The sequence below is a fragment of the Aromatoleum bremense genome (assembly GCF_017894365.1).
Taxonomy (GTDB): domain Bacteria; phylum Pseudomonadota; class Gammaproteobacteria; order Burkholderiales; family Rhodocyclaceae; genus Aromatoleum; species Aromatoleum bremense.
Genome location: NZ_CP059467.1, coordinates 1,321,038 through 1,340,396, shown reverse-complemented (window position 1 = coordinate 1,340,396; position 19,359 = coordinate 1,321,038). Strand labels below are relative to the sequence as shown.

General features: G+C 63.1%; 26 protein-coding genes and 1 pseudogene. 9 read left to right on the top strand and 18 right to left on the bottom strand.

Going from position 1 to position 19,359, the window contains the following annotated elements; all coding sequences use genetic code 11:
* Nucleotides 1–165: 165 nt before the first annotated feature.
* Genes pbN1_RS06390 through pbN1_RS06375 form a run of 4 tightly spaced genes read right to left on the bottom strand, consistent with a single transcriptional unit; the run spans nt 166 to nt 2,745 of the window.
* Nucleotides 166–693, bottom strand: a complete 528-nt coding sequence (locus pbN1_RS06390; protein ID WP_169202967.1) for a GIY-YIG nuclease family protein — start codon at nt 691–693, stop codon at nt 166–168.
* Nucleotides 694–709: 16 nt separating this feature from the next.
* Complete coding sequence (locus pbN1_RS06385) at nt 710–982, bottom strand: hypothetical protein (protein ID WP_169202968.1); 273 nt, start codon at nt 980–982, stop codon at nt 710–712.
* 14 nt (nt 983–996) lie between these two features.
* The gene (locus pbN1_RS06380) at nt 997–1,407 is read right to left on the bottom strand and encodes a helix-turn-helix domain-containing protein (RefSeq protein ID WP_169202969.1); all 411 of its coding nucleotides are present in this window, start codon (nt 1,405–1,407) and stop codon (nt 997–999) included.
* 12 nt (nt 1,408–1,419) lie between these two features.
* Nucleotides 1,420–2,745, bottom strand: coding sequence for a hypothetical protein (locus pbN1_RS06375; RefSeq protein ID WP_169202970.1), 1,326 nt, complete (start codon nt 2,743–2,745; stop codon nt 1,420–1,422).
* Nucleotides 2,746–3,055: 310 nt separating this feature from the next.
* On the opposite strand from pbN1_RS06375, the gene pbN1_RS06370 reads away from it, so the two are divergent.
* From pbN1_RS06370 to nudC, 3 genes are all read left to right on the top strand, one after another.
* Nucleotides 3,056–3,736, top strand: a complete 681-nt coding sequence (locus pbN1_RS06370) for a heavy metal response regulator transcription factor (RefSeq protein WP_169202971.1) — start codon at nt 3,056–3,058, stop codon at nt 3,734–3,736.
* Entirely contained in the window at nt 3,733–5,130 is a 1,398-nt protein-coding gene (locus tag pbN1_RS06365) for a heavy metal sensor histidine kinase (RefSeq protein ID WP_169202972.1), read from the top strand. The genes pbN1_RS06370 and pbN1_RS06365 overlap by 4 nt, the downstream gene beginning before the upstream one ends.
* A gap of 78 nt (nt 5,131–5,208) precedes the next feature.
* Nucleotides 5,209–6,048 (top strand): NAD(+) diphosphatase, encoded by an 840-nt coding sequence (gene nudC / locus pbN1_RS06360; RefSeq protein ID WP_169202973.1) that lies wholly within the window; start codon nt 5,209–5,211, stop codon nt 6,046–6,048.
* Here nudC and pbN1_RS21125 read toward each other — a convergent pair.
* The 3 genes and pseudogenes from pbN1_RS21125 to pbN1_RS06350 form a co-directional block, all read right to left on the bottom strand.
* A pseudogene (locus pbN1_RS21125) lies at nt 6,009–6,263 on the bottom strand (patatin-like phospholipase family protein); the annotation flags it as partial. The gene nudC and the pseudogene pbN1_RS21125 overlap by 40 nt on opposite strands.
* A 107-nt stretch (nt 6,264–6,370) precedes the next feature.
* Entirely contained in the window at nt 6,371–6,874 is a 504-nt protein-coding gene (locus pbN1_RS06355) for a GNAT family N-acetyltransferase (protein ID WP_169202974.1), read from the bottom strand.
* The gene (locus tag pbN1_RS06350; RefSeq protein ID WP_169202975.1) at nt 6,871–7,149 is read right to left on the bottom strand and encodes a type II toxin-antitoxin system TacA family antitoxin; all 279 of its coding nucleotides are present in this window, start codon (nt 7,147–7,149) and stop codon (nt 6,871–6,873) included. The genes pbN1_RS06355 and pbN1_RS06350 overlap by 4 nt, the downstream gene beginning before the upstream one ends.
* Before the next feature lie 446 nt (nt 7,150–7,595).
* On the opposite strand from pbN1_RS06350, the gene pbN1_RS06345 reads away from it, so the two are divergent.
* Nucleotides 7,596–8,201, top strand: coding sequence for an EAL and HDOD domain-containing protein (locus tag pbN1_RS06345; RefSeq protein ID WP_244857182.1), 606 nt, complete (start codon nt 7,596–7,598; stop codon nt 8,199–8,201).
* 91 nt (nt 8,202–8,292) lie between these two features.
* Here the strand turns inward: pbN1_RS06345 and pbN1_RS06340 are convergent, their stop codons facing one another.
* The 5 genes from pbN1_RS06340 to pbN1_RS06320 form a co-directional block, all read right to left on the bottom strand.
* A complete protein-coding gene (locus pbN1_RS06340) occupies nt 8,293–8,676 on the bottom strand; it encodes a type II toxin-antitoxin system VapC family toxin (protein ID WP_169202977.1) in 384 nt (127 codons plus the stop codon).
* A complete protein-coding gene (locus tag pbN1_RS06335) occupies nt 8,673–8,876 on the bottom strand; it encodes a type II toxin-antitoxin system VapB family antitoxin (protein WP_011236957.1) in 204 nt (67 codons plus the stop codon). Before pbN1_RS06335 ends, pbN1_RS06340 begins: the two co-directional genes overlap by 4 nt.
* 130 nt (nt 8,877–9,006) lie before the next feature.
* Nucleotides 9,007–9,291, bottom strand: a complete 285-nt coding sequence (locus pbN1_RS06330) for a type II toxin-antitoxin system RelE/ParE family toxin (RefSeq protein ID WP_169202978.1) — start codon at nt 9,289–9,291, stop codon at nt 9,007–9,009.
* A gap of 2 nt (nt 9,292–9,293) precedes the next feature.
* The gene (locus pbN1_RS06325) at nt 9,294–9,596 is read right to left on the bottom strand and encodes a type II toxin-antitoxin system Phd/YefM family antitoxin (RefSeq protein ID WP_169202979.1); all 303 of its coding nucleotides are present in this window, start codon (nt 9,594–9,596) and stop codon (nt 9,294–9,296) included.
* Between the two features lie 166 nt (nt 9,597–9,762).
* Nucleotides 9,763–10,419, bottom strand: a complete 657-nt coding sequence (locus tag pbN1_RS06320; protein WP_210147679.1) for a nucleotidyltransferase domain-containing protein — start codon at nt 10,417–10,419, stop codon at nt 9,763–9,765.
* A gap of 139 nt (nt 10,420–10,558) precedes the next feature.
* On the opposite strand from pbN1_RS06320, the gene pbN1_RS06315 reads away from it, so the two are divergent.
* The 3 genes from pbN1_RS06315 to pbN1_RS06305 all read left to right on the top strand — a co-directional run bounded on the left by pbN1_RS06315 (nt 10,559) and on the right by pbN1_RS06305 (nt 11,833).
* Entirely contained in the window at nt 10,559–10,840 is a 282-nt protein-coding gene (locus pbN1_RS06315) for a type II toxin-antitoxin system TacA family antitoxin (RefSeq protein ID WP_169202980.1), read from the top strand.
* Nucleotides 10,837–11,433, top strand: coding sequence for a GNAT family N-acetyltransferase (locus tag pbN1_RS06310; RefSeq protein ID WP_244857181.1), 597 nt, complete (start codon nt 10,837–10,839; stop codon nt 11,431–11,433). Before pbN1_RS06315 ends, pbN1_RS06310 begins: the two co-directional genes overlap by 4 nt.
* Before the next feature lie 61 nt (nt 11,434–11,494).
* Nucleotides 11,495–11,833 carry a nucleotidyltransferase domain-containing protein gene (locus tag pbN1_RS06305; RefSeq protein ID WP_169202981.1) on the top strand — a complete coding sequence of 113 codons (339 nt, stop codon included), beginning with the start codon at nt 11,495–11,497 and terminating at the stop codon, nt 11,831–11,833.
* On the opposite strand, the gene pbN1_RS06300 is transcribed toward pbN1_RS06305, so the two are convergent.
* The 5 genes from pbN1_RS06300 to pbN1_RS06280 all read right to left on the bottom strand — a co-directional run bounded on the left by pbN1_RS06300 (nt 11,779) and on the right by pbN1_RS06280 (nt 16,186).
* Nucleotides 11,779–12,135, bottom strand: coding sequence for a type II toxin-antitoxin system prevent-host-death family antitoxin (locus pbN1_RS06300; protein WP_244857180.1), 357 nt, complete (start codon nt 12,133–12,135; stop codon nt 11,779–11,781). The genes pbN1_RS06305 and pbN1_RS06300 overlap by 55 nt on opposite strands.
* Before the next feature lie 106 nt (nt 12,136–12,241).
* Nucleotides 12,242–13,408: a sulfatase-like hydrolase/transferase gene (locus tag pbN1_RS06295; RefSeq protein WP_169202982.1), complete on the bottom strand. Its 1,167-nt coding sequence runs from the start codon at nt 13,406–13,408 to the stop codon at nt 12,242–12,244.
* 119 nt (nt 13,409–13,527) lie between these two features.
* A complete protein-coding gene (locus pbN1_RS06290) occupies nt 13,528–14,697 on the bottom strand; it encodes a transposase (protein ID WP_169204314.1) in 1,170 nt (389 codons plus the stop codon).
* 36 nt (nt 14,698–14,733) lie between these two features.
* Nucleotides 14,734–15,603, bottom strand: a complete 870-nt coding sequence (locus tag pbN1_RS06285; RefSeq protein WP_169204302.1) for an alkaline phosphatase family protein — start codon at nt 15,601–15,603, stop codon at nt 14,734–14,736.
* Between the two features lie 163 nt (nt 15,604–15,766).
* Complete coding sequence (locus pbN1_RS06280) at nt 15,767–16,186, bottom strand: pilin (protein WP_169204301.1); 420 nt, start codon at nt 16,184–16,186, stop codon at nt 15,767–15,769.
* A gap of 286 nt (nt 16,187–16,472) precedes the next feature.
* Here pbN1_RS06280 and pbN1_RS06275 point away from each other — a divergent pair, with 286 nt between their 5' ends.
* Together pbN1_RS06275 and pbN1_RS06270 are read left to right on the top strand one after the other, a co-directional pair.
* Complete coding sequence (locus tag pbN1_RS06275) at nt 16,473–17,036, top strand: tetratricopeptide repeat protein (protein ID WP_210147678.1); 564 nt, start codon at nt 16,473–16,475, stop codon at nt 17,034–17,036.
* A gap of 202 nt (nt 17,037–17,238) precedes the next feature.
* Nucleotides 17,239–18,750, top strand: coding sequence for an extracellular catalytic domain type 1 short-chain-length polyhydroxyalkanoate depolymerase (locus pbN1_RS06270; protein ID WP_169204148.1), 1,512 nt, complete (start codon nt 17,239–17,241; stop codon nt 18,748–18,750).
* Between the two features lie 45 nt (nt 18,751–18,795).
* Here pbN1_RS06270 and pbN1_RS06265 read toward each other — a convergent pair whose 3' ends face one another.
* Nucleotides 18,796–19,134, bottom strand: coding sequence for a nucleotidyltransferase domain-containing protein (locus pbN1_RS06265; RefSeq protein WP_169204147.1), 339 nt, complete (start codon nt 19,132–19,134; stop codon nt 18,796–18,798).
* Nucleotides 19,135–19,359 lie beyond the last annotated feature (225 nt).

Sequence of the window (19,359 nt, the reverse complement as noted above, 5' to 3'; positions counted from 1 at the left end):
TCCTTCCCTTTTCGGCATCGCCGGTTTCTGCCCGCCCCCCGTCCGGGCGTGTCTCGCGCCTCGTTGGCGCGCGGCGGACGCCTCGGCACGAGACACGCCCGGACGGAAGCTGCGGTATGTCGGCCACGCCGCCCCTTGGAACGTTCTCGAAATGTCTTCGAGCTGTCAGGCCTGAGCTGGCTGCTTGGACCAGCGCCAGTAATCTCCATCGTCGAACCCGGCTGGTACTGGTTCGCCACGCTGGTTCCACGACAATTGGGAGCGCCACCTTTGTATCCAAAGAGCTTCCAGCGCACCGGCGACGTCCTCATCCGCCCGCTTCTGAACATTTGCCGGAAGCTTTGACTTCAGTTCCGACACGGAAACCGACCAGACCGAGAGCGGGCCGCGTCCGGCGTCGAGCTCGGCAATGTAGAGATTTCGGGCGCGCTCCTGGTGGTGAATAGTCTTGTGCCGAACCCAGCGACTATGCAGCGCCGACGCTGTGATCCATTTGCCGATGTAGCGGATGACTCCGTTCTTGTCGGTTACCGCATAAATCAACGGGCCAGCTATGTTCTTCCAGCGTTGTTCATTGACGACGCGATGATCTATCAGTCGCTTGTGCATTCCCCGGTAGAAGAAAGTCTCCTGGCGGGCGCCGATGAGTTCGATGGTTTTTTCCATGTCGAGCATGGCGGGGGTAATCAGCATTTGTATTCTCCCTATGTCAGTGGCGCTGAATGCGCTCGATCCGGTGTGCGACGGTGACGACGGTGTTGTCCGAGCCGACCACCGCGTACACATCGAGGTGCTCGTCGAGGAGGCCGGCCAGCGATCCGGCGTACGCCTTGACCCGGCGCCGCGCGGCTTTGTCGAAGAATACCTTCGATGCCCCGTCGCCGGCGGGCTGGGCGGTCCCGAACTGCAGCAGCAGGTCGATCACCATCGGCGCGATAGCGCGTTGCTGGCTGCGGATGTTGGCGTGTTCGCTTGTACGCATGATGGTTTCCTCCTTCACTGGATCGACGACGGCGCGCGCAGCGACGCCATGAAGTTTTCGAAGTAATGCTTTTGCTCCTCGCTCATCGCGGCGAGGAACGGCCCGCCCGCCCACGCGCGTAGCGCGTTGAGCATCCGGCGTTCGTCGGCGGTGATCACTGCCGCACCGATGAGCGGCGCGATCGCTTTCCACGTGTTCGGGTGGTACTCCTCCATGCACAACTTCAGGAGGTGGACCGGATCGACTTCGAGCGCCTTCGCCATCGGCCCGACCTTGTCGAGCGGCAGCTTGGTCTTGCCCTGCTTGATCATCGTGATCATGTTCGGCTTCTCGAAGCCGACCTTCTCCGCGATGTCCTTCTGCAGCTTGCCGGTCGCCTCGATGCGGCCGGTGATGAATCGAGCGACTTGAGATTCGTTGTTCATTTGATCCCCCTCTTACTTCGCCAGATAGTTGAGTTCGTAGGTGCGTTCGCCGGTTCGCTTGATGCGGAGCACGTCGCCAGCCTTTGCAGAATGTGCGGTGAAATAAGCGCTGAACCGTTTGCGAGGACTGACCAGCGCTTCGCTTTTCACTCTCAGGTCGGTCATGTAGGGCGAATTTTTCAGATCGTGATGAAGCGCCACTTCCTCGGCCTTCTGATCGCCCCCGCGGCTGCCGAAGCAATCGGCCGGGAAAAGGCGGTCGGCGTATCGCCGCTCGATGTCGAAGTAGCCGTTTCGGATGCCTGCGTCAGTCAACATGACGTCGAGGGTTGCTTCCTCCTCGTTGAAAGGAGATATCCCACGGTCGGAAACGGTTGGCCGGCTCGGTCCGATTTCCTTCATGGCTTCCGGGAAACGCGCCCGCATTACCTGCATCGTCAGCCATGCCTTGTCGATCAGCAGGATCTGCGCAATTAGGGGGCAGTCATCCGGCGAGAGCTCGTCGATACCTTGCTCAAACAACTTGCGCACTTGCTCACCCGACAACCCGCAGGAGCTACCGGCGTTGTCGAACCCCCCGTTTTCCGCTTCATCGTCCGAAAGGGAAAGGACCTCTCGTAAATGCTCCACCGAGAACCGTTCCTCGAGCCGGTTTCGCAGGAAGGGCATGATTTCGTCCATATCGAGCTTCCCCGGCAAGTCGCTTCCCCACGAGCCGATTCTCACGGTCTCCTTGAAGTTACGACGACCGCGTAGCCAGCGAAGCGCTTCGGTTTTTTCCACAACCAGGACGCCATATTCATCCCGCGTGGCTGCCAGCATGGATTCCCCGGCGGCGTGGAGGGCATTTCGGACGCTTCGCTCGTTCACATCCGCAAGCAGCGCGATCTGCGGCAGGGTCACATGCCGCGCGTAATCGAGCTGATAACGAGCCATGGCCAGTTCGACGATCTGGCGGAACGCAGCGCCATGATCATGAGGTCCGTGTGCGTCTTCGATGTCTCCCCAGTTCCGCTGGATGAGATAACTCGCGTCGACCAGTTCGAGCAGCGAGTTCAGCCGGCCGAGGTTTCCCTCCTCGCAGTCGTCATCGACGAAACCTTCGATCTCGCCGTAGGCGCCGTAGCGGTAGGCGGTCTCGAGCCCGTCCATGCTATCGATGCTGGACAGATCGAAATCCTGATATGCCGGCCAGGCCTGCATCGGCAAGGAAGGCTCTATCCCTAGGAGAGCAGCCCCACCGCCTTGCCGGACCTGGAGGTCTAGCGTGTGAGCGATGCAATAAAGCAGCGCAGTGGCGCTGGTGCGGACGTTTTCGAAGGTCGGGAGGTTTGCCATATTGCCCTCTAAAGTTGTTTCAGTATGAGTTTGTGAAGCGAATAATACGAAACGTTTTAGAGATGCGCAAGCTTTTCTACTCTTTTCTCCGTTGCCTACGAATCTCGGCTAACCGAGCCGGCTTCACCCGGGGGCCAGACCGAGTCGCTGGTGATCGAGCCACCCGACGCGTTCGTCACCCGGTTCAGCGGGGGGTGGGCGTGATGCTGACGCGCCGATTACATCTTTGTAATCTCCGCTCGTGCAGACGTGTGCCAAGGCAGAATGTGCTCGCGGTCGCGCAGCGGCGGATAGAGTGGGGACACGAGCAATGAAAATCCTGATCGTCGAGGACGAGCCGAAAACCGGTGATTACCTGCGCCAGGGGCTGGCCGAGGCGGGCTTCGTCGTCGATCTCGCGCGCGACGGGCTCGACGGCCTGCATCTCGCGCTCGACGGCGACTACGATCTGATGGTGCTCGACGTGATGCTGCCGTCGCTCGACGGCTGGGGCGTGCTGCAGACGGTGCGGCGCAGCGGGCGCGATGTGCCCGTGCTGTTCCTGACCGCGCGCGACCAGGTCGAGGACCGCGTGCGGGGGCTGGAGCTCGGCGCCGACGACTACCTCGTCAAGCCGTTCGCGTTTTCCGAGCTGCTGGCGCGCGTGCGCACGCTGCTGCGCCGCGGCAAGGCGAAGGAGCCGGAGATCTACAGCGCGGGCGACCTCGAACTCGACCTGCTGCGTCGGCGGGTGACGCGCGCCGGCGTGAAGGTCGACCTGACGTCGAAGGAGTTCGCGCTGCTCGAACTGCTGCTGCGCCGCCAGGGCGAAGTGCTGCCGCGTTCGCTGATCGCGTCGCAGGTGTGGGACATGAATTTCGACAGCGACACCAACGTCATCGAAGTCGCGGTGCGGCGGTTGCGCGCGAAAGTCGACGACCCGTTCGAGCCGAAGCTGATCCGCACCGTGCGCGGCATGGGCTACGTGCTCGAAGCGCCGCAGACGCCGTGAAGCGCCCGTTGTCGCTGACGGCGCGGCTGGCGCTGCTGTTCGCAGCGCTGGCGGCGAGCCTGCTGATCGTCGTCGGCGTGGTGCTCGGGCGCGCAGTCGAGGCGCATTTCGTCGAACTCGACAGCCATGAGCTGCTCGGCAAGCTCGCGTTGATCGAGAACCACCTGCTGACCTCCGTGACGTCCGAGGCGTGCGACACGCTTGCGCAGCGCCTCGATGACGCGCTCGTCGGCCACGACATGGTCGGCGTGCTGCTGCGCGACGCCGAAGGCAGCATCATCTACGTCGTCCATCCGGGCCACTTCGGCGCGCCGCAGCTCGCGGGGCAGCGCCTGCCGGCGGGCGTCGCGAGCTGGGAAAAGGACGGGCGCCATTACGTCGGCAGGGAAAGGACGTTCGCGCTGCCGTCCGCGGCGGGCGAGGGCAGCCGCGTCACCGCGCTGGTCGGGCTCGACATCACGCACCACGCGCAATTCCTCGACACGATGCGCCGCGGGCTGTGGCTCGGCATCTCGGTCGCGGCGGCGGTTGCGGCGATGCTCGGCTGGTGGGCGGCGCATCACGGCCTGGCGCCATTGCGCCGGGTCACCGCGACCGCTGGCGGCCTGTCGGCCGAGCGGCTCGGCGAGCGCCTGGCCGAGGCCGATGCGCCGACCGAAGTGCATGAGCTCGTCGAAGCGCTCAACGGCATGCTCGACCGCCTCGAGTCCGCGTTCCAGCGTCTTTCCGACTTCTCCGCCGACATCGCGCACGAGCTGCGCACGCCGGTCTCGAACCTGATGACGCAGACCGCGGTGTGCCTGTCGCGCCCGCGCAGCGCCGACGAATACCGCGACGTGCTGGCGTCGAACCTCGAGGAATACGAGCGCATCGCGCGCATGGTCGGCGACATGCTGTTCATCGCGAAAGCGGAGAACGGCCGCCTGCCGCATCCCGACGAAACGGTCGCGCTCGCCACCGAGGCCCGCGCCCTCGTCGAGTTCTACGAAGCGCTCGCGGAGGAGCGCGGCGTGAAGATGGACGTGCGCGGCGACGCGCGGGTGCGCGGCGACGCGCTGATGCTGCGCCGCGCGATTTCGAATCTGCTGTCGAACGCGATCCGCCATGCGCATGCGGGCGGGACGATCGAAATCACGATCGCGGACGAAGGCCCCCAAGTCGCGCTGCGCGTGCGAAACCACGGTGACACGATCGCTGCCGACCAGCTGTCGCGGGTCTTCGAGCGCTTCCATCGTGCCAGCGCCGACCGGCAGCGCCACGGCGAAGGGGCGGGGCTCGGGCTCGCGATCACTAGCGCGATCGTCGAGGCGCACGGCGGAACGATGAGCGCCGAGTCGGCCGATGGCGTCACGACGTTCGGCATGCTTCTGCCGCGCGAGCGTGCGCCGTCCTGAAGATGCGCCGGCACTTCCGGCCGCCGCGCAAAGCGTGGAGACTGTCGCCCAGCGATGATGAACAGCGGGAATCAACCAATGCGCATGGACACTTTTGTGCCGGGAATCACCGAACCTCCGCAGGCGAGCGACAGCGACCTGTGGTTCGTGTTCAACGCGGGCCGTCTGCTCGTGATCAGCGAAGGCGAGTCAGCGCGCGTCCCGAGCCGCGGCGAACTGGAGGAACTGGGTGTCGCCGCCGCGCGCTGCCGCCACTATCTCGGCCGGCTCGGCGAGCGGGACTGCTTCACGGCTGCGGCTGAAGCGCCGCCCGAGCTGGCCGAACACGTCGAATGGCAGGGCCTGCGAAGGCTTTTCGGGCGGATCGACGAAACGGTGCTGACGATCGCCGGGCGCGCGGTCCAGATCATCGAGTGGGACGACACGCACCGGTATTGCGGCCGCTGCGGTTCGGCGACGGCGCTGAAGCAGGGGGAGCGGGCGCGTGTGTGCCCGGATTGCGGGCTTGCGGGCTATCCGCGCCTGTCGCCGGCGGTGATGGGGCTGGTGCGGCGCGGGCGCGAACTGCTGCTTGCACGCTCGCCGCATTTCCCGGAAGGCATGTACAGCGCGCTCGCCGGCTTCGTCGAGCCCGGCGAAACGCTCGAACAGACGCTGGAGCGCGAAGTGCGCGAAGAGGTCGGCGTCGAGATCACGAACCTGCGCTATTTCGACAGCCAGCCGTGGCCTTTCCCGCACTCGCTGATGATCGCCTTCGTCGCCGACTACGTCAGCGGCGAGATCGTCCCGCAGCCCGGCGAGATCGAAGCTGCCGACTGGTTCGGCATCGACCGCCTGCCGCGCCTGCCCCATCCCTTCAGCATCGCGCGCCGGCTCATCGACGAAACCGTCGCGTCGATCGTGAAAACCGCACCGTAGCAGCCCCGCGCGCTTCGCCTGTCCGGTGGATTGCCGACGAACAGGGCGCTGTTCAGTGCGCCGATCGAGGATCCCGCGGCCGCCACGGTGTCGAGCAGCCCCGACTCGTCGAACGCTTCCAGAACGCCCGCCTGATAGGCGCCGAGCGCCAGGCCGCCGCTCAATATCAGTGAAACGGGGATTGCCTCGGGTTTTTCCGCCGTGGATTTTTCCATCTCGCATCTCCATTACGGCCAACCGACAGGAACGTACTTCTGGAGAGCACTTGCGGTGAGCGTCTGTTACGACATCCCTGATTCGGGAGCCTCGACCCCGGGGGTCTTCACGTTAACAAAGCCTTCAAGTCCTTGAGCATCAAGAATAAATGATAAGAGTCGGTCTGGCTCGGCTCGAACTCCCAGGACTCGTACCACTGCCGCGCCGCGTCGTCCTTCGCGTGCACCAGCAAGCATCGAATGCCCGCGATGTCGGCCGCCTGGGCGGTGCGCTGCAGGGCATCCTTGAGCAGCGCTTGACCCAGCCCTTTGCTCTGATGATTTTTGTCCACCGCCAGCCTCGCGAGAATCATCACCGGGACAGGGTGTCGAGCGAGGCCTTTCATCACCCGCGCAGGTGCCGACTCGGGATCAACGCTGCCTACCGCGAGGCTGTAGAAACCGACGACCTCACCGGCACTGCGGCAGACGTAGGTTTGCGCGCTGTTGGCCTTCTGGTTGACCAGCGCGTACTGGTGCAGAAACTTATTCAGTGCTGGCTGACCACAGTCGAAACCTTCGACGGCGTCTGCAGCACTGAGTTTGCATATCGGCTCATATGCTGCACTCAACGCAGCACTCCAGGTTCGGTGAGCAGTTTCTTCAGGCGCGGTTTGGCCTGCACCGGGCGATCCAGCGCCTGCTGGAATGCCTGCCACTGCTCGTCGTTGAGAACGAAACGGCGACGGTCGGCCAACGCCTGGTTGGCCGCAGTCACGCCGGCATCGAGCAGGAACTCGCTGACGTTCTTGTGGCAAGCACGCGCTGCTTCCTGCAGGAGCTGCTTGACGGGGCCGCTCGCCCGGACATCGATCCGTTCGGTTTTCGATTGGTTCAAGGTGGTCATGGGCAGCCTCCAGTCTCTGACTTGAATGATGGTAACGTCCGGATGGTGTCCTGACAAATAAAACGTTTGCGGCAAGCCCACCGTTCCGCTGGCGCGGCCGTCGAGCGTCCAGGGGCGCTACGAACGGTGCCAGGCAGGCGTTTTCTGGCGGGCCCGCTGTTTGCATCAGGCCTGATGCAATACCGAATCGACGGCGGCAATACGGCATCCGCCCGCAATTCGAGGACAGGGCGGTTTCTCCGGACGGTGGCATCCTCTCGTTTCCGTCCTATTGCGAGGAAGAAAAATCGAGTCTGGTCATTTTTTTCAGAGTGAACGCGCACTGAATGCCGCCTTCAGGAGTCGTTCAGCCGGAGTGGGGAAGAATGCAGTCATGGCCCGGAAAGCACCGGGCAGGGCGGTCGAGGCAACACATGCCGCCGCGAACCACGCCAACGGAGACAATCATGGGCAGCCAGAACGAAGTGTTCGTCGCGCGTCAGCCGATCCTGAACAAGAAGCGCAATGTGATCGCCTATGAACTGCTGTTCCGCGACGACGGATCGGGCGAGGCAAGAGTCAGCGACGGCGCCCGCGCCACCGCGCAGGTGATCGCGCGCGTTTTCGGCCGGCTCGGCGTGCACAGCGTCATGGGCGGTTGCGCCGCCTTCGTCAACCTCGACGCCGAAACCCTGCTCGGGCGCGGCGTCGAACGCCTGCCGAAAGAGGACGTCGTCCTCGAACTGCTCGAAACGATCAAAGTCGACGAAGCGATCGTGCACCGCTGCGCCGAACTCAAGCACCTCGGCTATCGCCTCGCGCTCGACGACTTCTGCGCGATCACGCCCGCCTGTGAACCGCTGCTCGGGCTCGTCGACATCATCAAGATCGACGTGCCGCAGCTCGATCCCGACGCGCTCGAACGGCTGGTGCGCCGCCTGCGGCTCTACCCGGCGCGGCTGCTCGCCGAGAAAGTCGACACCTCCGAACGCGCCCGCCGCTGCCGCGCGCTCGGTTTCGATTTCTACCAGGGCTTCCACTTCGGCCGCCCGGCAGCCTTGGCGGGGGCGTGAGGCGTGTTTCGGAAATCCCCTGATAGAAGCGCACCATCTTCTCGTTGAATGGCCGATCGGGATGGAGTCGAGCCGCCTGATCGTCGCGCTTCTACTGCAAGATCGACCGATGCATCACGCCGAACCGTTCTGACAGCGCGACCAAGCGCTTGTCCAGTGTCCACAGCTCTGCGCCCGGTGTGATCAGCGTTGACGCCAACAAAACCATGTCAACCAGCCCGCACCCAAGCCCATACAGTTTTTCGCGTTCAATGAAGTCCATCACCTCGCGCAAACTCGCCTGTTGCGTCTGTTGAAGGAGCCCTATGTCGCTGAGTGTCCGAACTCGCGGTGCGGGTGGTGTTCCGCAGGCAAGTTCGACCAGGACCATTGGATGCGTCAGCGCCAGGTCCAAATCGAGCAAGTCCACCAGAACATCATTGCGTTGTCGGAAGTGGTCAACCCATACCGATGTGTCGACCAGGACACCCTTCATTGCGAGGGCTCGCCGCGCCGTCGCGGCACATCCTGCATCTCCGGCATGGTGCCCCCCAACGCAGCAAGGCGCTTGGCGGCTTGTACTCGCACGAAAGTTTTCATCGCCTCGCGGAAGAGATCGGCCCTGTCCATAGCCGGATCGGCCACTTCCAGGGCCTTTTCGTACAGATCATCATCGATCGTGACAGTCGTTCTCATGCGAGCACCATCATCAGAAAAGATGACATTATGCGTCAATATACGCATCTTCACGAGCGGCGCAAGAGCTGGACGAAGGCGGAGTCCGCGGGCGCAGCCAAGGGCGAGTTCGAGGTGCCCTCGTGCGTAATTACTCTGGAAACTTCCTCGCCGTGTGTACCACGTTGAGCACCACGACGCCGGCGGGGACCACTTTGACGAAGACCACGTACGGGAGGCGCCGCACCACAAGTTCCCGGGCGCCGGGGACGCGGCCGCTCGTGCGGATCCTCTCGGGGAATGTCGTGAGTGCCACGATTTCGGTGACGAGGCGCTCCTGGACCGCCTGCGCCGTTGCCGGACCGGCTTCGGCGTAGTAGTACGCGAGGATCTCTTCGAGGTCGCCGATCGCCTCTTCCGTCCAGACGATCCCCATCCTTACGCGGTCTTGCCGGCCCTGCGTTCCCGCAGCCGGGCCATCGCCTCGTCATGGTCGTGGAGGCGGGCTTCCTTCGCGTCGACGCGCGCGAGGGTCGCCGAAACCTTGCCGAAGAGCCAGCCGTCGTATCCCGGATCCTTGTCGAGCAGGAATTCCGGCAACAGGGTGTCGGCGGCGTCCTCGATGGAGATCATGATCCCGACCGGACGGTCGTTCTTGGTGACGACGACAGGTTCCCTCCGGGCCGCGTCGAGGAACTCGCCGAAATGGTTTTTGGCGTCGCGCGCCGACATGACTTTCATGCTCAACTCCTCCAGTAGGGATGTGATTGTGTTTATTGTAGCTACTTTGTCCATTTCGGCAAGGCGAACGGACGCGTGTACCGCGAGGAGGGCGCACCAAAGAAAAAGACCATTTCCAGCCTACAGAATCTCGACCTTCAAGCCCCCTTTGCTGAGGCGGACGAGGTTATCGAGCGGGGAGGTCATGCTCGCTTCCTGTCAGAAAGATTTTTGGTTGTTCCAGCACCCGCAGGACGAAGTTGTTTTCGGTGCGGATCTTCTCGGCCAGTTCGGCCGGGGTGTAGAGCGTCGGGTTCACTTTGCGCCCGAGGGTTTGCTCGGCTGCGGCCAGGCCTTCGAATAGATCGGTGTAGCCGAGCCCCTCGGCGACGATCATCAGATCGATGTCGCTCGCGGCCGTGTCGGTGCCGCGGGCGACCGATCCGAACACGAAGGCAAGCGTGATGCGATCGGCCAGCGGGGCCAGCGCTGCCCGCAGCACGTCGGCGAGCCCCACGGACTTCAGGACGATCCCGCGCAGTTCGGCAAACACCGGGGAGGCGGGATTGGCCTGGTAATGCTTCTGGTTGCCGACCGCGGTGACGGTCACAAGATCGGCCGCCACGAGCTTTTCGAGCTCACGCTGCAGGGCGCCCCGCCCGGTGGCGGTCAGGCGAAGGAGCTCGTTGCCGTAGAACGAGCGGTCAGGCTGGCCGAACAGCAGCCCGAGCAGGCGCTGCTGCAGGCCGGAAAAGAGTGCATCGGCGACGGAAATATTCATCCTCATAAAGGGGATCATACTCCCCAAAAAGGGGATGTTTGATGCGAGTGCGCGTGTTTTCAACTATCTGGTCAAGAACAACGGCCGTTGCCGGACCCGCTTCGATGTAGTAGGGGTCGCCTCAGAAAACGGGAAAAACCGTACGTTAAGGGTTGTGGCGGTACGGCAATTTGCCGTATAACTACCCAAGGAGGACAACACTATGCCTGCAGCCATTTCTACCGCCCGCCTCGAAGCCCGGATCAGCACCGATCTGCATGCGATGCTCAAGCGCGCCGCTGAACTTCAAGGGCGCACGATGACCGATTTCGTGGTCGCTGCCGTCCAGGACGCCGCGCAACGCGCCATCGAGCAGGCCGAAGTCATCCGCCTTTCGCTGGCTGATCAGGAGTGCTTTGCACGGGCGCTGCTGTCGCCGCCGCAACCGTCGCCGGCTTTGGAGCGTGCCTTCGCTCGTCGCAGCAAGCTGTTGCGCGCTGAATGAGCAGCGCGCTGTTCCAACTCGCGCTGCTCGATGCCGCGCATGGCCGTACCACGTTCAACAGTGGTTCCGAACCGCTGGACCGCTACTTGCGGGAACAAGTCACCCAGGACGTTCGCCGCCGCGTGGCCGCCTGCTTCGTGGCGCTGGCTGAGGGGCAGCGCATCGCGGGCTACTACACCTTGGCGTCAGCAAGCCTGCTGCTGGCCGATCTTCCGGCTAGCACCGGCAAGAAGCTGCCGCGATATCCGACCGTGCCAGCGGTTCGCATGGGCCGCTTGGCCGTCGATCAGGCTTTCAAGGGGCAAGGTCTGGGCGGTGCGTTGCTGGCCGATGCGCTCGACCGTGCCGCACGTTCCGAGATTGCCGCCTACGCTTTGATGGTCGATGCGAAGGATGAAGCGGCGGCGGCCTTCTACCTGCATCATGGCTTCATCGCTCTGCCCGACTCGCCGTTGACGCTTTTCCTGCCGCTGGCTACCGTCCCGGCAGGCAAGCGCATCGGCGTAGCCAAGGGCGGGTTCGAGGTGCCCGACACCCTCGACGCGCGCAACGAGGAAGTCGCCCCGTTGTTCAGGGGTGGGGAGCGGCCTTGAATCTTCTTCTCGATCCACACGTCGCCCAAGCCGTAAAACCGGCTTTCATTGTGGGGTTCGTATGAATCGCATCGACCATGACACCGAGGAAGCCGTCCGCCGCTTCCTTACCTTGATCGCCACTCGCTATGACGTCGCCGGAGCCATCGTCTATGGCAGCCGTGCTCGGGGTACGCACCGCCCGGACAGCGATGCGGATGTGGCCGTGCTGTTGCGCGGCGAGCATCAGCGTTTCCTGACCGCCAAGCTGGATATGGGGGATGTCGCTTTCGATGTTCTGCTCGAAACAGGCATCCTCATCTCGCCACTTCCGGTCTGGCTCGATGAATGGGAGCACCCTGAGAACTACTCGAATCCCACTCTGCTGCACAACATCGATCGTGAGGGGGTTCGGCTGTGAGCAATCGGCAATTGACGGCGTTCCCGCAGGCGCTCCCGCAGCCGGGCCATCGCCTCGTCGTGGTCGTGGAGGCGGGCCTCCTTCGCGTCGACGCGCGCGAGGGTCGCCGAAACCTTGCCGAAGAGCCAGCCGCCGTATCCCGGATCCTTGTCGAGCAGGAATTCCGGCAGCAGGATGTCGGCGGCGTCCTCGATGGAGATCATGATCCCGACCGGACGATCGTTCTTGGTGACGACGACAGGTTCCCTCCTAGCCGCGTCAAGGAACTCGCCGAAATGGTTTTTGGCGTCGCGTGCCGACATGACTTTTATTGCCTGTCCTCCAGTAGGGACGCGATCGTATTTATTGCAGCTACTTTGACGAGTCGGAAGCGCGCGCGTACGCCCTCCTGACATACTTACGAGAAAGTTAGTAAGGGTGTGCAGTATCGGCCAGCTTCTGGCGGTATGCCTCGATGCGGGCGACGTCCGTTTTTTCTGGCTCTATTTCTGTCAAACGTCTGCTGGCATCGATCGAGTAGGCAAAATGACGATTTTCTACGTTCGAAAAATATGTGAGCTTGTTTGTACACCTCAGTGCCACATCCTTCGCTGCAACGAGGAGGGCCAGACGGTCTTCACGTAGCCGCATCCGTCCGGCATCGTCAATCTCGTAATGGTTCGCGCTTTCGGCTGCCAGTTCGGCTGGGTTCAAGGTCTTGTAGTCTGCAGCGGCGCGGAAGCGCAATCCGGTTTCGGAAAGGATGCACCTGTTTGTCTTCGGTTCGAGATGAATCTCGCCCCTGGATGCAAAACGTTCGATTACGTCTCTTACATCCGTGAGGGAAACCAGATCGTTTCGATGCAAACCTGGGGCATCTACGGGCTGCCCGCCCTGGAACCGAATCAAACCAAGAACAACCCGGTTTTGATGCTCGCTGAGCACGCTGCCGCCATGACCGAATCCCCTCACAAGGTAAGGTTCTCCGACGCGTGTTGTTTGCGCTTCGATTTCCCCCAGTCCTTCGCCATGGTCCGAGAGGACGATCACGAGGGCGTTTTCAAGCCTTCCGCGTGCGGCAAGCAGCGATACCAAGTGCCCCACTTGGGCGTCCACCCCCGTCAGTGCTGCAACATGTCGAGCCATAAAATCATTCGAATAGTCTATTTTCCGAGCGGCATGACGGGTTTTAAAGGGGAAATGTGCCGACTCGAAGTGAACTGCAAGAAACAGCGGTTTCGTTTCGGTGCTGCCCGCAACAGCCTCCTCGACGAAACCTCGTGAATTGTAATTCGCATGAGATGCCGTGTTGAGGTAAGAAAACGGAAGGACCCATTGGGCGAGTCGCGTCTGAAGTAGCAAATTCGTCAGGGGAGTATCGTTCATGCGCTGTAGTAAGAAATCCAGCGCCCCCGCCTTAGGGCCGACGATTTGATCGAAGCCAAAGGATTCGTCGATATTAGCAAACCGTCTTTCATCGATGGCAAAAACCGTCCGATAGCCATTCTCTTGCAGCGCATGCGAGCCTCTTGCAAAAGTCCGACTTCGGAAATGTGAAAGTGAGGCGTTCGCTCGCCGGGAGCGCGATTTTCGCATTGGCGGCGTCGGCAGGGCTTTTCGGCTAGGTCATTGGCATGGTTTTGCGATTTTTTGACGCAGGGAGTCCTGCCTCATTGATGGCAGTGATGTCAGGGCAGGCGTTGCGGTGCGCAGTGTCATTGTCGCAATCGCATCAACTGGTCGGCGGACAGCGCCAGGACACCGAACATCAGGTGCCCCATGACCTTGGTGCCGCCCTTGACCCGGACGGAGTTACCGCCGAACTCATCCTTGAGCCGCGCATTGCTGCGCTCGGCGACAGTGCGTTCGTTGTAACGGATCGCGTCGGCCGGCTCGAACGCCTCTTTCTTGCCGCCGCGCGGATTGTGGTCAATCAATGGGACATGGCCCAGGCTGCGGCAGTGCTCATGCAACTCGAAGCTGCAATAGGCGGCATCCATGACGTCGTAGAGATTGGTGACACGCTGCGCGCTGATCAGCGACAAAGGAATGGCGGCGCGGCTGTCGTGCATCGAGGCCGACGACAGCAGCGCCGCAATCGGCACGCCACAGTCGGCGGTGTCCAGGTGCAGCTTGTAGCCGTTCCAGCTGACTTTGTACCCCTGGGCATTGCACTTGGTGCCGCGGTCGCACACCGCGGGGATGTCCTCGAGCATCTGCGTGAGGCTCTGCTGGCGTTGGCGCTGGATGGGCGAAACCTTGGCGGGGGCACGGACTTCGCCGCGCCGGGGGCGGCCGCGTTTCTTCGCGGGGACCGGGGGCGTTGGCGCGGGGGTTTCTTCCTCGGCCATCAGGGACCATTGGGCCGCAGGCGCCGGTGTCGCCGCCGCACCCCTGGTGTGGGCCGGGCGCTCGCGTGCTTCGATCGCGGTGCCGTCGCGGCTGAGGTGCCCGATCAGCGCCCCCCCGAGGTGTTCCTTGATGAGCGCCTCATGCACCCGTTCGGCCAGACACCTCTCGGCAAACTCGTCGAAGGCGCGCGAGAAGGTGGCTTCGGAGGGCAGCTTCCGGCACGGCGGGAAGCCACAGATGCGCCGCAGCACACGATCGACCATCAGGCGCTCGATCAGCCCCACCGTGGTCGTCAGTCCCAGCACCGCCTTCGCCACGAAAGCGTTTGCCAGCCAGGCCCGCTCACAGGGCGGGCGCCCCACGCCACACCACGTCGTCGCCGTGAATTCCTCGATGCGCACCCATTCCAGGGTGTGGATGACCCGCTCCAGCTTCGGCGTCAGCGCCCCCACCTCGTTCTGCAACTCGGGCAGCAGTTCGTGCTGAATCACGTTCCAGCGTTGCAGGATCAGTTTGCGTTGGGTAGCATGCATAGGGCGGGCGTTATGATGTTTGGCTTGGTAACCGCATCATGCCAGAAATGGCCGCCCGCCCTCTCCGCCTTTGCCTCCCGCCGCAAAAAATCCCCCACGCAGAGCTCCTTTTGCAAGAGGCTCATGCGTAAGCAAATCATTACGCTTTACATGTTCTATATTGCGCAGGTTAAATACCGCGCCATGTTCGGCGGGCGACATGCCGCTCAGGATGCTCATCCAGGCTGGGAAGGTGCGTCCGATTGGGGTGTAGGCGTTTTCGAAGGAAGTTCCTTGCGCGAGAAGTTCTGCCAAATTCGGAAGATATTGGCGGTTCGCCTCGAAAGCAGTAGCGGACAAGGAATCGATGCCTATGATGATAATGTTTCGCGCGTTAGCAGGGAGTTTTTCGTTCGCGCCGAACGAACTGCTCCAGCCGACGATGCCAGCCGCGACGAATGCGCTGATTAACGGAGCAGCAAGTGGCAGTGTTTTTCGTGTCCGCCAGAGCCCGAAAGCTGTTCCTGTGCCAAGTAACAGGGCGAGCACGAGCGCAACATGCGGATGTGCGAGTGCGGTATAAACGTATATATAGTCAGAAGTCGGGAACAAAACAGCCGTGCCTGCTACCAGCAGCATCCAACCGACAACTAGGAACAGCAGTCTGGCGATTGGCGCGGAAAGGTGTGTTGCCAGGGTAAAGCGATGAGCAAGTAGTGTGAGGAACACATAGCAAATCACCAAGAGAACAAGATGGCCGAGAGCGTTTCGCACCAGTTCCCACTGAACTACGGGTGTGGCTAACGCCTCACCGAGCAATGCTTGAACCCTGGAATCGCTGGTGGTCTGGCCGGACAAGTCCAGAATAATTGGTGAGTAATAGGCAAGGGCAAAGGCAAGAAAAGCTGCGATTTTTTGCAGGGTCAAGATCGCTGTCCTGATTATCGACTTTGACATCATCTCCCAACCTATGGCTAAACTTACTGCCGAGCTAGACAATCTTGGCGGAAAACCAAGAAGACCGCCTTAGCGGTCTTCTTGGTTAGAGCTAGGTCAGGAGGAAATCAAATCCGACCTTGTCTTCTTGAAATTATGCGGCTTGGCGACATTCCGCAGGCACGTATTTGTAATTTGTCGCCGCTGACGAGCACTTCCAAGTAATACCTGCGGACGCCGACGACGGAGCATACGTCAAAATCACGGCTTTCGCGTCGGCGGTGCCGGTCACTGTGATCGTGCCGTTCGCGCAGGCAAGAGATGCGGTGTTTTTTGTTGCCGTGCTGAACACGGCAACACCGTTGCAAGCAGTGCCGTCGATCGTGCCCCCCTTGTTCGCGATGTTTTCACCCACGGTTGCTTTTGCGCCAGATGCCATAATGGCTAGTTCGGATACTCTGGCACGAACCGTGTAATCCTGATACGCCGGCAGCGCCACCGCCGCCAGAATGCCGATGATCGCGACGACGATCATCAGCTCGATCAGCGTGAAACCTTGTTGCACCTTTTTCATTTTGCACCTCCCTTGGATGACTACGGAAAGTTCCGCTTGTAGCATACAAAGCAAGGGCTGCGCCAAGCTGAGAGAGGCACCGGAAACAGCGGGATTCCGGCAGACCTGGGGTGTGCCACCGTCGCGCGTGGCACACCCCCACCTGTGCCACGCCATTCGAATGGCACACCCGGTCGTGCCAGCAGGACGGGCATGACGCAGCCGGAGATGCTCCTGTTTCGCGAAACCGTTTTGCCCGGCCGGGCCTGCAGTTAAACTCGCGCTTTCTCGCCGCGTCGGAGCCACGATGGACTTCATCTCCCTGAACACCGTCTCGGCGCTTTCGGGCCTCAGCAAGCGGACGCTGTGGCGCCGGGTCGCGGACGGCCTGCTGCGAACACAGACCTTGGGTGCCGGCGAGCGCACGCTCGTCGCGCTCGACGATGCACTGGCGCTCTCCCGGCTGCGCCTGGAGCCGGACGATCGCGCGCTGATCCTCGATGCCGATGCCGGCATCGCGGAAGCGCAGTGCGACTTCGCGCTGCTGTTCCTCGCGCAGAACCTGCCCGAAGAGGCCGTCCGCTGGCTCGAGGCCGCAGCCCAGCAGAATTGCCCCGAGGCCATGCACTGGCTCGGCCGCTGCCACATCGCCGGGACCGGGGTGCCGGCCGACGAAAAGGCGGGGATGGAGTGGATCGCGAGGGCGGCCAGCCGCGGCCATGCCACGGCCCCCCGCATGATCCAATACCTCACACGAAACCCGACCCCCCCCCCCCGCGACCCCGCTGCCCTCGAAGCGGCCCTCGACGCAATCGACCGGGAGATCGTCCTGCGCGTGCTGAATGAGACGGCGCATCCCGCTCGCAGGTAAGCGGAAAGGGGGGCGCGAAGTAATCTGCGCGACGTGCCAAAAGCGGCGCAAAACAGTGTCAATACGCGCGCTGCGTTACTGTGAAGGCGCAGGGCAGGGGGAGCACAGCGGCCGGAGCGTCGGCGTCGCTTCGGCGCGGCGGGACGCGCGAGATGATCGATCGCGGCGGATCTTCCGCGGCGAGCCCCAGGGAGATTTGTCGATGCGCGTGAAACGGGTATGGCGAAATGCGCTGGCCGCGATGCTGCTGGTCCTGTGCGGCGCGGCGGCGGTGGCCGGCACGACCGAATCCTTCACGTTCCGCGCACAGGACTATTCCGGCTCGCGTGACCGGCACTACAAGGTCTATGTCCCGGACGGCCTGAGCGGGCCGGCGCCGCTGGTCATGGCGCTGCACGGCTGCCAGCAGACCGAGGAAGACGTGCTGCGCGACTGGGGACTCGCCGCCGCGGCCGAACGCTACGGTTTCATCCTCGTCGCGCCGCGCATCACCAGCTACGACGGCCTGCGCAACACCAACTGCTGGGGGTTCTGGTTCGACGCGCACCAGCACGAAGGGCGCGGCGAGCCGGAAGACCTGCATCGCATCGCGCGCGAAGTCGAGGGCCACTTCGACATCGACCCGGCGCGCCGCTACATCACCGGCCTGTCGTCGGGCGCGGCGATGGCGGTGGTCGCGGCGGTCGCGCACAACGAATACTGGGCGGCGGCCGCGAGCGTGGCCGGCATTCCGTACGGCGAAGACTCGGCGTCGGTGTCGCTGTCGGGCCAGTGCCCGGGGCGGGCCACGTTCCATCCGGTCAGCCGCGTCGTCGCCGACATGCAGGCCGAAGTCGATGACCCTTACCCGATCCCGCTGCTGGTGGTGCAGAACAACGCCGACTGCACGGTCGTCCAGCCGGCCGGCCGCAACCTGCGCGACGCGCAGCTGACGGTGTTCGGCGCGGCCGGGCACGATACGCCGGCGACGGCGATGGCCCGGCAGACGCCGTGCACCCCGGTGTTCGGCGACGAAGACTATGGTTGCCGGCATTCCGTCTTCACGAGGGGCGGCGGCACCGCGAGCCGCTCGGTCGTCGAGACGGTGTTCTACGACGGCCCGCAGGCGACGCCGAACCCGTCCGATACCGACCATGGCCACTACTGGATCGGCGGCGAACAGGGGCGGGACGGCAAGTGGTCGATCCGGCGCGGGCCGAGTTTCCCGGACATCGCGTGGAATTTCTTCGAGCGCCATCCGCGCGCGGCCGCCGCCGAGCCCGGCGGCCCGCGCATCACGATCGCCGGGGCGAACCCGCTACGGCTGGAAGAGGGGCAGGCGTTCGTCGATCCGGGCGCGACGGCCACCGACCCCGAGGACGGCGCGCTCACGGTCAGCGCCGATTGCAGCAGCGTCGACCCTGCCCGGCCGGGCCGCTACGCGTGCACCTACAGCGCAACCGACAGCGCCGGCAACACGGCGTCGGCGAGCCGCACGGTCGAAGTCCTCGCGCGCGGCGGTTCCGGCATGAGCTGCGCGCAGGCCACGGCCTCGCCGGGCACCCACGTGGTCGCTGGCCGCGCGAGCACGAGCGGCTGGTTCTTCGCCCGCGCGCTGACCACCGGCGACCGGCAGGACATCGGCTTCAGCTGGGATTTCTGGTCGCGTGTCACGCTGTACGAAGGCGAACCGGGCCGCTGGTACGCCCGCCCGCCGCGGGGCTGCGAGGGCTAGCCAATCGACGAAACCTATTTGCCTTCGCCATCAAGTTCTCGGTCTTCACAGCCTGACCCCCTCTCTGGCGATGTTCTGGAGCAGCGCGGGGTTGGAGAAATTCTCCGGGTGCTCCCATTCGTCGAGCCACACTGGCAGCGGCGAGATGTTGATGCCGGTTTCAAGTAGCACGTCATAGGCCACGTCCGCCATCGCCAGAGTGGTTGTCAACACCCTTTGATGCTCCCCTTTAAGGAGCACAGCGACATCCGCATCGCTATCCGGGCGGTGCGTCCCGCGCGCCCGGCTGCCATACAGGATCGCGCCTGCCGTGTCGTACCGGCTGCCGATCAAGATGAGGAAGCGCCGGATGGCTTCCTCTGTGCAGTGGTCAATGCGGTTCACAGGCGACTCCATCATCGTTGGTCGGGTCTTCTTCAACACCGGAAACCGAAAGACAGTCTATCGCCCGGATGGCTGATCCGCATCATGGCAATGCGGCGGGGCGCGTATCCGCCTCCGGGGCCTGCCGCGGAGCGTGATATGCTTTTTGCGCCGAATCCGGCACGCCGCGGGAGAAGAAATGCTTCCAGCAAGCGGAAAGTTGTTCCGGCACACGGGGCTTGATCT

Excerpts from the sequence above, each read along its gene's own strand:
- pbN1_RS06390 (WP_169202967.1), bottom strand. The coding sequence starts at position 693 with ATGCTGATTACCCCCGCCATGCTCGACATGGAAAAAACCATCGAACTC.
- pbN1_RS06385 (WP_169202968.1), bottom strand. The coding sequence starts at position 982 with ATGCGTACAAGCGAACACGCCAACATCCGCAGCCAGCAACGCGCTATC.
- pbN1_RS06380 (WP_169202969.1), bottom strand. The coding sequence starts at position 1,407 with ATGAACAACGAATCTCAAGTCGCTCGATTCATCACCGGCCGCATCGAG.
- pbN1_RS06375 (WP_169202970.1), bottom strand. The coding sequence starts at position 2,745 with ATGGCAAACCTCCCGACCTTCGAAAACGTCCGCACCAGCGCCACTGCG.
- pbN1_RS06370 (WP_169202971.1), top strand. The coding sequence starts at position 3,056 with ATGAAAATCCTGATCGTCGAGGACGAGCCGAAAACCGGTGATTACCTG.
- nudC (WP_169202973.1), top strand. The coding sequence starts at position 5,209 with ATGCGCATGGACACTTTTGTGCCGGGAATCACCGAACCTCCGCAGGCG.
- pbN1_RS06350 (WP_169202975.1), bottom strand. The coding sequence starts at position 7,149 with ATGACCACCTTGAACCAATCGAAAACCGAACGGATCGATGTCCGGGCG.
- pbN1_RS06345 (WP_244857182.1), top strand. The coding sequence starts at position 7,596 with ATGGGCAGCCAGAACGAAGTGTTCGTCGCGCGTCAGCCGATCCTGAAC.
- pbN1_RS06340 (WP_169202977.1), bottom strand. The coding sequence starts at position 8,676 with ATGAAGGGTGTCCTGGTCGACACATCGGTATGGGTTGACCACTTCCGA.
- pbN1_RS06335 (WP_011236957.1), bottom strand. The coding sequence starts at position 8,876 with ATGAGAACGACTGTCACGATCGATGATGATCTGTACGAAAAGGCCCTG.
- pbN1_RS06330 (WP_169202978.1), bottom strand. The coding sequence starts at position 9,291 with ATGGGGATCGTCTGGACGGAAGAGGCGATCGGCGACCTCGAAGAGATC.
- pbN1_RS06325 (WP_169202979.1), bottom strand. The coding sequence starts at position 9,596 with ATGAAAGTCATGTCGGCGCGCGACGCCAAAAACCATTTCGGCGAGTTC.
- pbN1_RS06315 (WP_169202980.1), top strand. The coding sequence starts at position 10,559 with ATGCCTGCAGCCATTTCTACCGCCCGCCTCGAAGCCCGGATCAGCACC.
- pbN1_RS06310 (WP_244857181.1), top strand. The coding sequence starts at position 10,837 with ATGAGCAGCGCGCTGTTCCAACTCGCGCTGCTCGATGCCGCGCATGGC.
- pbN1_RS06305 (WP_169202981.1), top strand. The coding sequence starts at position 11,495 with ATGAATCGCATCGACCATGACACCGAGGAAGCCGTCCGCCGCTTCCTT.
- pbN1_RS06300 (WP_244857180.1), bottom strand. The coding sequence starts at position 12,135 with ATGTCGGCACGCGACGCCAAAAACCATTTCGGCGAGTTCCTTGACGCG.
- pbN1_RS06295 (WP_169202982.1), bottom strand. The coding sequence starts at position 13,408 with ATGCGAAAATCGCGCTCCCGGCGAGCGAACGCCTCACTTTCACATTTC.
- pbN1_RS06290 (WP_169204314.1), bottom strand. The coding sequence starts at position 14,697 with ATGCATGCTACCCAACGCAAACTGATCCTGCAACGCTGGAACGTGATT.
- pbN1_RS06280 (WP_169204301.1), bottom strand. The coding sequence starts at position 16,186 with ATGAAAAAGGTGCAACAAGGTTTCACGCTGATCGAGCTGATGATCGTC.
- pbN1_RS06275 (WP_210147678.1), top strand. The coding sequence starts at position 16,473 with ATGGACTTCATCTCCCTGAACACCGTCTCGGCGCTTTCGGGCCTCAGC.
- pbN1_RS06270 (WP_169204148.1), top strand. The coding sequence starts at position 17,239 with ATGCGCGTGAAACGGGTATGGCGAAATGCGCTGGCCGCGATGCTGCTG.